This window comes from Citrobacter sp. JUb117, assembly GCF_024809055.1.
Taxonomy (GTDB): Bacteria; Pseudomonadota; Gammaproteobacteria; order Enterobacterales; family Enterobacteriaceae; genus Citrobacter; species Citrobacter gillenii.
In genome coordinates this window covers 186223-201160 of the sequence record NZ_JANUFB010000001.1, presented here as the reverse complement: position 1 = coordinate 201160, position 14938 = coordinate 186223, and the positions used below count along the sequence as shown (strand labels likewise).

General features: G+C 52.8%; 12 protein-coding genes. 3 read left to right on the top strand and 9 right to left on the bottom strand.

From position 1 onward, the window contains the following. Window positions 1-51 precede the first annotated feature (51 nt). Window positions 52-840, top strand: a complete 789-nt coding sequence (cobA, locus tag M2374_RS00960; protein WP_181688355.1) for a uroporphyrinogen-III C-methyltransferase — start codon at window positions 52-54, stop codon at window positions 838-840. On the opposite strand, the gene M2374_RS00955 is transcribed toward cobA, so the two are convergent. From M2374_RS00955 to sdhC, 9 genes are all read right to left on the bottom strand, one after another. Beyond that, window positions 819-1712, bottom strand: a complete 894-nt coding sequence (locus M2374_RS00955) for a PocR ligand-binding domain-containing protein (protein WP_181490432.1) — start codon at window positions 1710-1712, stop codon at window positions 819-821. The two genes, cobA and M2374_RS00955, sit on opposite strands and share 22 nt — an antisense overlap. 226 nt (window positions 1713-1938) lie before the next feature. Next, window positions 1939-2808: a succinate--CoA ligase subunit alpha gene (gene sucD / locus M2374_RS00950; RefSeq protein ID WP_115259045.1), complete on the bottom strand. Its 870-nt coding sequence runs from the start codon at window positions 2806-2808 to the stop codon at window positions 1939-1941. Next, on the bottom strand, window positions 2808-3974 hold the full coding sequence (gene sucC, locus M2374_RS00945; protein ID WP_096757838.1) for an ADP-forming succinate--CoA ligase subunit beta: 1167 nt from the start codon (window positions 3972-3974) through the stop codon (window positions 2808-2810). Before sucC ends, sucD begins: the two co-directional genes overlap by 1 nt. 91 nt (window positions 3975-4065) lie before the next feature. Beyond that, window positions 4066-5289: a 2-oxoglutarate dehydrogenase complex dihydrolipoyllysine-residue succinyltransferase gene (gene odhB, locus M2374_RS00940; protein WP_117342254.1), complete on the bottom strand. Its 1224-nt coding sequence runs from the start codon at window positions 5287-5289 to the stop codon at window positions 4066-4068. A gap of 14 nt (window positions 5290-5303) precedes the next feature. Next, window positions 5304-8105, bottom strand: a complete 2802-nt coding sequence (gene sucA, locus M2374_RS00935; RefSeq protein ID WP_117342253.1) for a 2-oxoglutarate dehydrogenase E1 component — start codon at window positions 8103-8105, stop codon at window positions 5304-5306. 385 nt (window positions 8106-8490) lie between these two features. Beyond that, entirely contained in the window at window positions 8491-9207 is a 717-nt protein-coding gene (sdhB, locus tag M2374_RS00930) for a succinate dehydrogenase iron-sulfur subunit SdhB (protein WP_115259048.1), read from the bottom strand. 15 nt (window positions 9208-9222) lie between these two features. Further along, complete coding sequence (gene sdhA / locus M2374_RS00925) at window positions 9223-10989, bottom strand: succinate dehydrogenase flavoprotein subunit (protein ID WP_115259049.1); 1767 nt, start codon at window positions 10987-10989, stop codon at window positions 9223-9225. Then, on the bottom strand, window positions 10989-11336 hold the full coding sequence (gene sdhD / locus M2374_RS00920; protein ID WP_115259050.1) for a succinate dehydrogenase membrane anchor subunit: 348 nt from the start codon (window positions 11334-11336) through the stop codon (window positions 10989-10991). Before sdhD ends, sdhA begins: the two co-directional genes overlap by 1 nt. Beyond that, window positions 11330-11734 carry a succinate dehydrogenase cytochrome b556 subunit gene (gene sdhC, locus M2374_RS00915; RefSeq protein WP_161959010.1) on the bottom strand — a complete coding sequence of 135 codons (405 nt, stop codon included), beginning with the start codon at window positions 11732-11734 and terminating at the stop codon, window positions 11330-11332. The genes sdhD and sdhC overlap by 7 nt, the downstream gene beginning before the upstream one ends. Window positions 11735-12428: 694 nt before the next feature. Here sdhC and M2374_RS00910 point away from each other — a divergent pair. Then, a complete protein-coding gene (locus M2374_RS00910; protein ID WP_115259051.1) occupies window positions 12429-13712 on the top strand; it encodes a citrate synthase in 1284 nt (427 codons plus the stop codon). A gap of 174 nt (window positions 13713-13886) precedes the next feature. After that, window positions 13887-14936 carry an AbrB family transcriptional regulator gene (locus M2374_RS00905; protein WP_181688356.1) on the top strand — a complete coding sequence of 350 codons (1050 nt, stop codon included), beginning with the start codon at window positions 13887-13889 and terminating at the stop codon, window positions 14934-14936. Window positions 14937-14938 lie beyond the last annotated feature (2 nt).

Sequence of the window (14938 nt, the reverse complement as noted above, 5' to 3'; positions counted from 1 at the left end):
CCTTGATGTAGTTTCTGCCATTCTAATGTTAGACGTGATAAAGGACACAATGTGAAAACTTTCGGAAAGGTCTGGCTCGTTGGCGCCGGTCCCGGTGATATATCGTTACTCACCCTCAAAGCAATGATGTGCATTAAGCAAGCCGATGTCATTATTTACGACAGGCTGGTCAATCCTAAAATTTTGGAATGGGCGGCACCTGATTGCCAGCTCATCAATGTCGGCAAAAATCCGGGCTTTCATTGTGTGCCACAGGATGAAATCAACGCGCTGCTGGTCCAGTACGCTGAAACCCATCACCATATCGTGCGCTTAAAAGGCGGCGATCCTTATGTGTTTGGCCGGGGGGCTGAAGAAGTTGAGGATCTCGTGGAAATCGGCATACCTTTTGAAGTCGTACCCGGCATCAGTTCCACTATTGGCGGCCTGACCTGCGCCGGTATTCCGGTAACGCATCGCGATTATGCTTCAGGATTTCACGTGGTCACCGGTCATATGCGTGAAGGAAATCAGCAGCAGGACTGGCGTCAGCTGGCCAAACTCAACGGTACGCTGGTTATCGTGATGGGGATCGCCAATCTGGCGTTTATTTGTGAAGAGTTGCTCATGGGGGGAAAATCTGCCGACACCCCCGCCGCTATTATCATGTCCGCTACGCGGGAGAATCAGCGCCGACTGACTTGTACATTGGGGTCATTACTGAACAAAGCGCAGGAAGCGAACATCGTGCCACCCGCGCTGATCGTTATCGGTGAGGTTGTGACCCTAAGCGACAGACTGTCTTTTATTCCTGAAGCCCTCACGCTACCGGAAAGCCTCTACTGCGAAAGTCTCGCGTGACGAAAAGACTGGGGTGACGTTTGATGCGCCGCCCGGAAAACACGGCAAAAGTAACTGGTTTGCGCGTACTGAAGTTTCCGGGCAATGCTGTCTATTGAATGCACAGGATCATGCAATAACTCGCCAGCTTTTTGCATTTTCTTCTGATTCACCCATGTTTTAAAATTCACTCCCTGACGCTTCTTAAAGAAGCGGCTAAAATAGTTAGCGCTCAAACAAACATGCGCTGCCACGGATTCAAGAGATAGCTCACTATATAAATTCTCATCAATATAACGTAGCGCTTCCATGAGTTTCTTTTCATGCCGGGAAAGCTCAGTAAAATAAATCTGCGGGGTACTTACTTTAGGGTTATTAACCATTTCATCTACCGTATCCTTTTGTTCATAATTATTAACAATAAAGTTCAGTAAGTTTGCCGACGCGGTCAATATATTATTATCCACAACAATCACGCGTTCCCATGCAGCCTTTATTTCAGGGTCGCTCATCCATTGTGATTTCTCATCTATAACTATTGTTTTATATTCCTGATATTTGGCTCGTACTTGGCCACAGATAATAAAACCGCAAAGATTCCCTTCATTAATGAGTGGCATTGAGAAGAGGCTTAATCCTGCATAACAGCAGAGTATTCTTGGTTTTAGCTGTTTTAACCCTTCAAAAGCGCAATACTTATCACACTTTTGACAACTCGCTCGGTACTGTTCATTGGTACGCATGAGTGTACAGAATGCGTTAAAATTATGGCAATCCGATATCACCTTGCCTGTAACATCAATCACTACCGTCGCTAATCCTGTCGCTCTGGCAAAAACATCGGCGATGGAGAAAAAACACTGTAAGTCGTCATCCTTAATTTTCAGCGGCACGCCATCCTCCGGCAATGTTGATATTAAAGCCGGTAATATGCAGAATTTAGTCTAAAGAAAGAATGATGCTGACCGCAAAAAATAATCTCATTTGTGAAGATGATTGTGATCAAATTTCAAGATAGTGGATTGCAGAAAATAAAAAAGGCCATCATCAGATGGCCAACCATGTCGAAACGGGAACAGCCCTTGACCATATTGATAGTCAGGGCTGTTTTTTTACTTATTACTTAATCACGGTCTTCAGCGCTTCGCCGATATCAGCCAGGCTGCGTACGGTTTTCACACCAGCGGCTTCCAGTGCAGCGAACTTCTCATCCGCTGTCCCTTTACCACCAGAGATAATCGCGCCCGCATGGCCCATACGTTTGCCTTTCGGCGCGGTCACGCCAGCGATGTAGCCGACAACCGGTTTGGTCACATGATCTTTAATGTAGGCTGCGGCTTCTTCTTCCGCGCTGCCGCCGATCTCACCGATCATGACAATCGCTTCGGTTTGCGGATCTTCCTGGAACAGCTTCAGAATGTCGATAAAGTTAGAACCAGGGATTGGATCCCCACCGATGCCCACACAGGTGGACTGGCCGAAACCGTAGTCAGTGGTCTGCTTAACCGCTTCATAGGTCAGCGTACCGGAACGGGAAACGATGCCCACTTTGCCCGGTTTGTGAATGTGACCCGGCATGATACCGATTTTGCATTCGCCCGGGGTGATAACGCCTGGGCAGTTCGGGCCAATCATACGCACGCCTGCTTCATCCAGCGCTACTTTCACGGTCAGCATATCCAGCGTCGGAATACCTTCGGTGATGGTGATGATCAGTTTGATGCCCGCGTTAACAGCTTCCAGAATGGAATCTTTGCAGAACGGTGCCGGTACATAGATAACTGATGCAGTCGCACCGGTCGCTTCTACCGCTTCACGTACGGTGTTGAACACCGGCAGACCCAGATGGGTGGTGCCGCCTTTGCCCGGCGTAACGCCGCCGACCATTTGTGTACCGTAAGCAATCGCTTGTTCTGAGTGGAATGTCCCCTGGCTGCCGGTGAAGCCCTGGCAGATTACCTTGGTATCTTTATTAATTAAAACGGACATTATTTCCCCTCCACTGCGGCAACAACCTGCTGAGCTGCATCCGTCAGACTTTTCGCTGCAATAATATTCAGGCCGCTGTCAGCCAATTTTTTCGCGCCGAGTTCGGCATTGTTGCCTTCCAGACGGACAACAACAGGTACGTTAACGCCCACTTCCGCTACCGCGCCGATGATACCGTCAGCGATCAGGTCGCAACGTACGATACCGCCGAAGATGTTAACCAGAACGGCTTTAACATTGTCGTCAGAAAGGATGATTTTGAACGCTTCGGTCACGCGCTCTTTGGTTGCGCCGCCGCCAACGTCGAGGAAGTTAGCCGGTTCGCCGCCGTGCAGCTTAACGATGTCCATGGTGCCCATCGCCAGGCCCGCGCCGTTAACCATGCAACCGATGTTGCCATCCAGCGCAACGTAGTTCAGCTCCCACTGTGCTGCCTGCGCTTCACGCGGATCTTCCTGAGACTGGTCGCGCATTTCGCGCAGGTCAGCCTGGCGGAACAGTGCGTTGCCGTCAGCACCCAGTTTGCCGTCGAGGCAAATCAGGTCGCCTTGCTTGGTGACAACCAACGGGTTGATTTCGATCAGCGCCAGGTCACGCTCAAGGAAGATGGTCGCCAGACCCATAAAGATTTTGGTGAACTGCTGAACCTGTTTACCTTCCAGACCCAGTTTGAATGCCAGCTCACGTCCCTGATACGGCATTGGGCCCGCCAGCGGATCCAGTGCGACTTTGTGGATCAGGTGCGGGGTTTCTTCCGCGACTTTTTCGATTTCCACGCCGCCTTCGGTAGAGGCCATAAAGACCACGCGACGGGAGCTACGGTCAACCACAGCGCCGAGGTAAAGTTCTTTACCAATATCGGTCGCAGCTTCAACCAGAATCTGATTTACCGGTTGGCCATTGGCGTCCGTCTGGTAAGTGACCAGACGTTTACCCAGCCAGTGTTCAGCAAAAGCGCGAATGTCTTCTTTGCTGTTAACGACCTTCACACCGCCCGCTTTACCGCGGCCACCAGCGTGAACCTGACATTTTACTACCCATGGACCTGCGCCGATTTTAGAGGCAGCTTCTTCGGCTTCACGCGGAGTAGTACAGGCATAACCCACCGGTGCCGGTAAGCCATAGCGGGCAAAAAGTTGTTTTGCCTGATATTCATGTAAGTTCATGTGTTCTGTCCATCCTTCAGGTAATCGTTATCTTATAACCCGTAGGCCTGATAAGGCCGCAGACCTACGGGGCAGGTGATACTCTTTATAGTTACACGTCTAACAGCAGACGCGTTGGATCTTCCAGCAACTCTTTAATGGTCACCAGGAAGCCCACTGACTCACGACCATCGATCAGACGGTGGTCATAAGACAGCGCCAGATACATCATCGGCAGGATTTCAACCTTGCCGTCTACCGCCATCGGCCTGTCTTTGATGGCATGCATACCCAGGATGGCGCTCTGCGGCGGGTTGATGATCGGCGTAGACATCAAGGAACCGAACACACCACCGTTAGTGATAGTGAAGTTCCCGCCCGTCAGATCCTCGACCGTCAACTTGCCGTCGCGACCTTTCACTGCCAGTTCTTTGATATTTTTCTCGATGTCAGCCATACCCAGCAGGTCAACATTGCGCAGAACCGGAGTCACCAAGCCGCGCGGCGTAGAGACCGCCATGCTGACATCAAAGTAGTTGTGATACACCACGTCATCGCCATCGATAGAGGCGTTGACTTCCGGGAAGCGTTTCAGCGCTTCAACCACGGCTTTCACGTAGAACGACATAAAGCCCAGACGGATACCGTGACGTTTTTCAAACGCATCACCGTACTGCTTACGCAGATCCATGATTGGCTTCATGTTGACTTCGTTGAAGGTCGTCAGCATCGCGGTGGAGTTTTTCGCTTCCAGCAGACGCTCGGCCACGCGCTTACGCAGACGGGTCATCGGAACACGTTTCTCACCACGCGCACCCAGTGCAGGTTGAGCGGCAGGTGCGGCTGCCGGTGCTTTGGCTTCCGCTTTCGCTGCCGGAGCTTTAGCCAGATGTTTTTCAACATCTTCACGAGTGATGCGGCCGCCGACGCCGGTACCATTAATGGCGCTGGCTTCGAGGTTATGCTCACCCAGCAGGCGACGAATCGCCGGGCTCAGGGCATCGTTATTCTGCTCGGAGAGCGAGGCCTGCTGGCGCTGCGCCGGAGTAGAATCTTTTTCTTCAGACTTGGCGCTGGTCTCTTTCCCGGCGCTGTTACCTTCACGCAGGCGACCGAGGATCTGGCGAGACGTGACGGTTGTCCCTTCATCTTCCAGAACCGCATCAAGAATACCGTCCGCTGATGCCGGTACTTCCAGTACCACTTTGTCAGTTTCGATTTCTACCAGCACTTCATCGCGCTTAACGCTATCGCCCGGTTTTTTATGCCAGGTCGCTACGGTTGCGTCAGCCACAGATTCAGGCAGGTCGGGAACAAGAATATCTACGCTACTCATTATTTATCCTTTATTTAATCGACGTTCAGCGCGTCATTTACCAGATCTTGTTGCTGCTTCTGGTGAACGGACATATATCCTACTGCCGGTGAGGCAGAGGCCGGGCGACCTGCGTAACGCAGAGCAGACCCAAATGGAATCACTTCACGGAAATGATGCTGGCTGCAGTACCATGCGCCCTGGTTGAGCGGCTCTTCCTGGCACCAGACAAAATCATGTACGTGAGCGTACTGTTTCAACACGTCCTGCATCGCTTTATGCGGGAACGGATAAAGCTGTTCGATGCGCACAATGGCAACATCTTTCTGACCATTCTTACGGCGTTGCTCCAGCAGGTCGTAATAAACCTTACCAGAACACATTACAACGCGCTTCACGCCTTTCGGATCCAGTTCATCAATCTCGCCAATGGCTGGCAGGAACGCACCGTTAGCCAGTTCGTCCAGCGTGGACACCGCCAGCGGATGACGCAGCAATGACTTCGGTGACATCACCACCAGTGGACGGCGCATACCGCGCAGCGCCTGACGACGCAGCATGTGGTACACCTGAGCCGGGGTAGACGGGACGCAAACCTGCATGTTCTGCTCGGCGCAGAGTTGCAGATAACGTTCCAGACGCGCGGAGGAGTGCTCCGGACCCTGACCTTCATAGCCGTGCGGCAGCAGCATCACCAGACCACACATGCGGCCCCATTTCTGCTCGCCAGAGGAGATGAACTGGTCGATAACCACCTGTGCGCCGTTGGCGAAGTCGCCAAACTGTGCTTCCCAGATGGTCAGCGTGCGCGGCTCAGCCGTGGCGTAGCCGTATTCAAATGCCAGCACCGCTTCTTCAGACAGAACGGAGTCCCATACGCGGAACGTGCCCTGACCGTTATGCACGTGCTGCAATGGGGTGTAGGTTGAACCGTTCGCCTGGTTGTGGATCACCGCATGGCGGTGGAAGAAGGTCCCGCGACCAGAGTCTTCACCCGACAGACGAACCGGAATGCCTTCGTCTACCAGCGTGGCGTAGGCCAGATTCTCAGCGCCACCCCAGTCGAACAGCTTCTCGCCGGCAGCCATTGACTGACGGTCACCGTAAATCTTGGCGACGCGCGACTGCATTTCAACCGCTTCAGGTACGGTACTGATGCGTTTTGCCAGTTCCTGCAAACGCTTCATTTCAACCTTGCTCGGGTAGTTCTCATCCCAATCGTGGTTGAGGTACGGTGACCAGGTGAAGGAGTGCATGTTCATTGGACGCCACTCTTTCACCACGCATTCACCCGCATCTAACGCATCACGATACAGGTTGACCATTTCGGTCGCGTCTTCCAGCGTAACAACTTTATCGGTTTCCAGTTTGTCAGCGTAGATTTTGCGCGGAGTCGGGTGTTTTTTGATTTTCTGATACATCAGCGGCTGGGTTGCGCTCGGCTCGTCGGCTTCGTTATGGCCGTGACGGCGGTAGCACACCAGATCAATGAACACATCGCGTTTAAAGGTATTACGGAAATCCAGCGCCAGACGCGTCACGAAAGCGACCGCTTCCGGGTCATCCGCATTGACGTGGAAAATCGGCGCCATCACCATCTTACCAATGTCGGTGCAATACGGCGTGGAACGCGCATCCAGTGGGTTAGAGGTGGTGAATCCGACCTGGTTGTTGATAACGATACGAACGGTGCCGCCGACTTCGTAGCCGCGCGCTTTCGACATGTTCAGGGTTTCCTGAACCACGCCCTGCCCGGTTACCGCTGCGTCACCGTGAATGGTGATCGGCAGAACTTTATTGCTGCTCGGCTCATCCAGTCTGTCCAGACGCGCACGAACGGAACCGATAACCACCGGGCTGACGATTTCCAGGTGCGACGGGTTAAACGCCAGCGCCAGGTGAACCAGACCGCCTTCGGTTTCGATATCCGATGAGAAGCCCATGTGGTACTTCACGTCACCGGTACCGAGGTGTTCTTTATGTTTGCCCGCAAATTCGTCGAACAGTTCTTGTGGACGTTTACCCAGCACGTTCACCAGCACGTTCAAACGACCACGGTGCGCCATGCCCAGAACCACTTCACGCGTGCCGCTGTTGCCGGCATGGCGAATCATCTCTTTGAGCATCGGAATTAACGCATCACCACCTTCCAGCGAGAAGCGTTTAGCACCCGGGAACTTGGCCCCCAGGTAGCGCTCCAGACCTTCTGCTGCGGTCAGTTCACTGAGGAACCGTTTTTTCTCTTCGCCACTGAACGCCGCGCGACCGGATTCGATACGCTGTTGAAGCCAGCGTTTCTCTTCGGTGCTGGTGATGTGCATGTACTCGGCGCCAATCGGGCCGCAGTAAGTTTGCTTCAGTGCTTCCAGTAACTCGCCCAGCTTCATCGTATCTTTGCCACCGGCAAAAGAACCGACGTTAAAGCTTTCCTGAAGATCGGCTTCGGTCAGATCGTGGAAAGACGGATCCAGATCGGCCACGTTTTCTTGCTGCCACAGTCCCAGCGGATCGAGATTCGCATGCTGATGGCCGCGGAAACGGTATGCGTTGATGAGCTGCAGGACTTTAACCTGCTTCACATTGGCATCAGGGTCAGAAATAGAAGAAGAGTAACGTGGGGTAGCCAACGCCTGACGACGGAAATAATCACGCGTTTTTGAATGGAGTTGATCCGGTTTGACTCCGGTACCAGGTAACTGCTGGAACGTCGAACGCCAGTTAGCATCTACCGAGTCAGGGTCGGTTAAGAAGTCTTCATAGAGCTGTTCTATCCAACTCTGGTTCGAACCAGAGAGGTAAGAAGAGTCCAACCAGGCTTTCAAAGCGCTGTTCTGCATCGTGATCCCTTAAGCATCTTTTCTGCTTATTTAATACTCTAAATAGTTCACGTTTCAGGAAGGCGGCAAGCTTGCGAATCCCTGGGAGCTTACAGCCAGTAAGTGACCGGGGTGAGCAAGTGCAGCCAACGCACATGCAACCTGAACTATGACGAGTATTTCGCCGTGGATACTACCACGCATACGCGTATGCGTGCCGGGGTTCACTTGCGAGCTCTTTTTGTTTGGCTCGCGAAGGAACCTTTAAAAACTGTCAGAGATAAGAGGCAGTTTTTAGAGGTTTCCTGCATTAACGATTTGCCTGATGGCGCTTCACTTATCAGGCCTACGGGATTGTACCTGTAGGCCTGATAAGACGTTTACGTCGCCATCCGGCAACAACGACTTATGCACTACGCTTCAGCAGCATCGACTTAATATGGCCGATAGCGCGCGTCGGGTTCAGCCCCTTAGGACATACACTGACGCAGTTCATGATGCTATGGCAGCGGAATACGCTGAAAGCGTCACTTAAACCTTCCAGGCGACTGTCGGTCTCGGTATCGCGACTATCAATCAGGAAGCGATACGCAGCCAGCAGACCCGCCGGGCCAACAAACTTGTCCGGATTCCACCAGAATGACGGGCAGGACGTTGAGCAGCATGCACATAAAATACATTCATACAGCCCATCGAGCTTCTCACGCTGCTCAGGCATTTGTAAATGCTCACGAGCCGGTGGATTTTTCCCATTATTCAACAAGTAAGGTTTAATCTTCTCATACTGTGCGTAGAATTGCCCCATGTCTACCACCAAATCGCGCACCACCGGTAAACCCGGCAACGGGCGGATGACAATTTTCTTGCCCGGCTGATTCAGCGCAGAAATAGGTGTGATACAGGCCAGACCATTTTTGCCGTTCATGTTCAGGCCGTCGGAGCCACAAACGCCTTCACGGCAAGAGCGACGGAACGACAGTGACGGGTCTTTTTCCTTCAGCTGCATCAACGCATCCAGCAGCATCATGTCGCGACCTTCTTCCGCTTCCAGGGTGTAATCCTGCATATGCGGAGCATCGTCTACGTCCGGGTTATAACGATAAACTGAAAACTCGAGTTTCATTGTCCTGTCTCCGCATTAATAAGTACGAATCTTCGGCGGGAATGCCGGGCGCAGTTTCGGTTCCATGTTGACCTGACGTCGTGTCATGGATTCCGATTCTGGCAGGTACAGGGAATGGCACAGCCAGTTTTCATCGTCACGTTCCGGGAAGTCGAAGCGGCTATGCGCGCCACGGCTTTCGGTACGGAAGTTTGCAGACACCGCCGTGGCGTAAGCAGTTTCCATCAGGTTATCCAACTCCAGACACTCAACGCGCTGGGTGTTGAACTCGCTGGAGGTATCATCCAGACGGGCATTTTTCAGGCGCTCACGAATCACCTTCAGCTCTTCAAGACCCTTCGCCATCGCGTCACCTTCACGGAATACCGAGAAGTTATGCTGCATACATTCCTGCAGCGCTTTACGGATGACCACAGGATCTTCGCCGTCACGGTTGCCGTTCCAGCGGTTCAGTCGTTCCAGAGAAGCATCAATCTCGTCTTCTGTTGCATCGCGAAGGTCACCCTGCTCGGCGATAGATTCCTGCAGATGCAGACCCACCGCACGACCGAACACCACCAGATCCAGCAGCGAGTTGCCGCCCAGACGGTTGGCGCCGTGAACCGATACGCAGGCGATTTCGCCCACCGCAAACAGCCCAGGAATCACTACGTCTTCGCCCTGCTCGTTCACGGTCAGCGCCTGGCCGGTCACTTTGGTCGGCACGCCGCCCATCATGTAGTGGCAGGTTGGGATAACCGGAATAGGTTCTTTCACCGGGTCAACGTGAGCAAAGGTACGGGAGAGTTCAAGGATGCCCGGCAGACGGGACTCAAGAACCTCTTTACCCAGATGGTCGAGTTTCAGCTTGGCGTGTGGGCCCCATGGACCGTCACAGCCACGACCTTCACGGATTTCGATCATGATAGAACGCGCCACCACGTCACGACCCGCCAGGTCTTTCGCATTCGGGGCATAACGCTCCATAAAGCGCTCACCGTGTTTGTTCAGCAGGTAACCGCCTTCACCACGGCAACCTTCAGTGACCAGAACCCCTGCCCCGGCGATACCGGTTGGGTGGAACTGCCACATTTCCATATCCTGCACCGGTACACCGGCACGGATTGCCATGCCAACGCCGTCACCGGTATTGATATGCGCGTTGGTGGTGGACTGGTAAATACGGCCTGCGCCGCCGGTCGCTAGCACGGTGGCGCGGGCTTTGAAGTAAACCACTTCACCGGTTTCGATACACAGCGCGGTACAACCGACCACTGCGCCATCGGCATTTTTCACCAGATCCAGCGCGTACCACTCAGAGAAAATGGTGGTATGGTTTTTCAGGTTCTGCTGATACAGCGTGTGCAACAGCGCATGACCGGTACGGTCAGCAGCCGCCGCAGTACGTGCCGCCTGCTCGCCGCCGAAGTTTTTCGACTGGCCACCAAACGGACGTTGATAGATAGTGCCATCGTCAAGACGCGAGAACGGCAGGCCCATATGGTCCAGTTCCAGAATCGCTTCCGGGCCGGTCTTACACATATATTCAATCGCGTCCTGGTCACCAATGTAATCCGACCCTTTAACGGTGTCGTACATGTGCCATTCCCAGTTATCTTCATGGGTATTACCGAGCGCAACGGTGATGCCACCCTGCGCGGAAACGGTATGGGAACGGGTTGGGAACACTTTGGAGAGCAGCGCACAGGTCTGGCCGCTCTGGGAAATTTGCAGCGCCGCGCGCATACCTGCGCCACCGGCACCAATCACAACAGCATCAAATTCTCTGACTGGCAGTTTCATTACACACCCCACACCACAACGAATCCATAAATGACGTAAACCACCAGTGCAACGACAATCGCCAGTTGCAGAATCAGGCGCACGGCCAGTGGTTTAACGTAGTCGGTCAACACCTGCCACATGCCAATCCAGGCATGAATCAAGATAGAAAACAGTGCCAGCAGGGTGAAGACTTTGGTGAATGCCGATGAGAAGAAACCGGTCCAGATTTCCCAGGTCAGCGTGCCACTGGTGGCGAAGAAGCCGACCATATAGATGATGTATAACGTCAGAACGATAGCGGTAGCACGGACCAGAATGAAGTCATGTACGCCGTTGCGTCCTAATGCGGAGGCGTTGCTTACCATACGAGGACTCCTGCGAGAAGTGAAAGCACGACAATGATAACAAAAGAAATTTTGGCAGAACGCGTCCCTGCTTCGAGGGTTTCTTCGATGTAGCCAAAATCCATCAACAGATGGCGAATGCCCATGACGGCGTGGTAGGCCAGCGCTATCAGAATTCCCCACAGAATTAACTCCACAAAGAAGTTATTCATAATGGAAGACGCCGCGAGGAAACCTTCAGGGGAGGAAAGGCTGGTACCCAATAACCACAACAGTATCCCGACCGCCACGAAGGTGATCACTCCAGATACGCGATGGAGAATGGACGCTATCGCCGTGATTGGGAACCGAATCGTTTGCAGATCCAGATTGACAGGTCTTTGTTTTTTCACATTTCTTATCATGAATAACGCCCACATGCTGTTCTTATTATTCCCTTTAGACTTCGGGTACAGAAGATGAAGACTCCTGTTGCCTGAAAGACGACGGGATTTCCTTCCTCCGGTCTGCGTGCGGGTCAGACAGCGTCCTTACTATAACTACGCGTCATATAAAACACTGCTTCCAGTTGCTAAAACGACACGTTACAACGCTGGTTGGCTCGGGATTGCAGGGTATTCCGGAGACCTGGCGGCAGTATAGGACGTTCACAAAATCATTACAATTAACCTACATATAGTTTGTCGGGTTTTATCCCGAACAGTGACATAGGTCACGATAACAACATTATTTTAATTTTTAATCATCTGATTTGACAATCATTAAACAAACTTGTTACAAACGACACCAGAAAAAGCATATAATGCGTAAAAGTTATGGGGTCACTCTTTCACCGATGAGTAAGTTATGTAACAGTGTGGAAAGGTTGACCAATGAATTCAGGACAGTTATTAGTGTAGACAGGTTTAATAATTCGGATTGCTAAGTTGTTGATTTGTTGCTAATTCACCATGAGTTAACTGATTTACCTGCAAGCGCCCATTGCTCTGTACCCTGGTTTTCTCCTCTTCGCAGAGCGGCGAGCCGAATAACAAAGTGGTAACGGTTAATTGATGAGTTGAAACAGATCTCACCTGAGTAGTCTTAAGCAATAAGGCGCTAAGGAGACCGTAAATGGCTGATACTAAAGCAAAACTCACTCTAAACGGTGATACTGCTATTGAACTGGATGTGCTAAAAGGCACGCTCGGTCAGGACGTTATTGATATTCGTAGCCTTGGCTCAAAAGGCATGTTTACTTTTGACCCAGGTTTCACCTCTACCGCATCCTGCGAATCCAAAATTACGTTCATCGACGGTGACGAAGGTATTTTGCTGCATCGCGGCTTCCCGATTGACCAGTTGGCAACCGAATCTAACTATCTGGAAGTGTGTTATATCCTGCTGTACGGTGAAAAACCGACGCAGGAAGAGTACGACGAGTTCAAAACCACGGTCACTCGCCATACCATGATCCACGAGCAGATCACCCGTCTGTTCCACGGTTTCCGCCGCGACTCCCACCCGATGGCCGTGATGTGCGGTGTCACCGGGGCGCTGGCTGCGTTCTACCACGATTCTCTGGACGTGAATAATCCGCGCCATCGTGAAATTGCCGCCTTCCGTCTGCTGTCCAAAATGCCGACCATGGCCGCAATGTGCTACAAATACTCCATCGGCCAGCCGTTTGTTTACCCGCGCAATGATCTGTCTTACGCCGGTAACTTCCTGAACATGATGTTCTCCACGCCGTGCGAAAAATACGAAGTGAATCCGATCCTGGAACGCGCAATGGACCGTATTCTGATCCTGCACGCCGACCACGAACAGAACGCCTCAACCTCTACCGTACGTACCGCGGGCTCTTCCGGCGCTAACCCGTTTGCCTGTATCGCTGCCGGTATTGCTTCCCTGTGGGGACCGGCACACGGCGGCGCAAACGAAGCTGCACTGAAGATGCTGGAAGAAATCAGCTCGGTTAAACACATTCCAGAATTTGTGCGCCGCGCGAAAGACAAAAATGACTCTTTCCGCCTGATGGGCTTTGGTCACCGTGTTTACAAAAACTATGACCCGCGCGCCACCGTGATGCGTGAAACCTGCCATGAAGTGCTAAAAGAACTGGGCACTAAAGATGATCTGCTGGAAGTGGCGATGGAGCTTGAGCACATCGCGCTGAACGACCCGTACTTCATCGAGAAGAAACTGTACCCGAACGTCGACTTCTACTCCGGTATCATTCTGAAAGCGATGGGCATTCCGTCTTCCATGTTCACCGTGATCTTTGCCATGGCGCGTACCGTTGGCTGGATTGCTCACTGGAACGAAATGCACACCGACGGCATGAAAATCGCCCGTCCTCGTCAGCTGTACACCGGCTACGACAAGCGTGATTTTAAGGCTGATATTAAGCGCTAATTCTCTGCCGGATGGCGCTATCGCTTATCCGGCCTACGTTTTTATTTCCGTAGGCCGGATAATCCGCATCTTGCTATGCCCGGCACATTCTTTCTTTTTCTTGACTCCCGTTGTTTTCATCCAGCTTTCTCTATGATTTACTGAGTGTTACTTAATGATACTCAGGAGCATGGGATGCCTGTTTTGCAGTGGGCCGCATTGTTTGTGCTGTCATTACTTCTTTCCCTGCTCTTTCTGTTTATCCATCTCCCTGGCCCCCTGCTGCTCGGGTCGATGATCGTCGGCATCATCTTCAGTATGCGCGGCATCACGCTGCATCCACCTCGCTGTACCTTTCTTGCTGCGCAGGCCATTCTCGGCTGCATGATTGCGCAAAACCTCACCGGCTCCATTTTTACAACGCTGGCGGCACACTGGCCGGTGGTGATTGCCATCCTGCTGGCGACCCTTATCTCCAGCACCGCAATAGGCTGGCTGTTGGTTCGCTACAGTAAGCTGCCGGGCAATACCGGCGCGTGGGGATCTTCACCTGGCGGCGCGGCGGCAATGGTTGCTATGGCCCAGGAATATGGCGCCGATATCCGTCTGGTGGCGTTTATGCAGTATCTGCGGGTGCTATTGGTGGTTGGCGCTGCGGCACTGGTCACCCGACTGGTAATGGGCGATCGGGCGCAAGCGGTCAGCGAGCAAATGGTCTGGTTTCCGCCGCTGAGCAGCAATTTGTTCAGCACCCTGTTGCTGGCCGTGGTGGCTGGTACTGCCGGACGCTTACTGCGTATACCTTCAGGCGTGATGCTGCTGCCGATGCTGGCTGGCGCGCTGCTGAACGCAGGCGGCGTGATGGTGATTGAACTGCCGGAATGGCTGCTGGCGGTAGCCTATATGGCCATCGGTTGGCAAATTGGTCTCGGTTTTGACAAGCAGATCTTTTTTATGGCGCTGCGCCCGTTGCCACAGATCCTGTTGTCCATTTTTTCACTGATGGCGATTTGCGCCGCTATGGCCTGGGGACTGGCGCATTACATGCAGATAGATTTTCTCACTGCCTATCTGGCGACCAGCCCAGGCGGAGTGGACTCCGTCGCGGTAATTGCCGCAGGGAGCCACGCCGATATGGCGCTGATCATGGCGATGCAAACCCTGCGGCTGTTCAGCATTTTGCTCACCGGGCCGGCCATCGCCCGCTTTATCTCGGCACATGCGCCGCGAAAACCGCCGTCTTAACG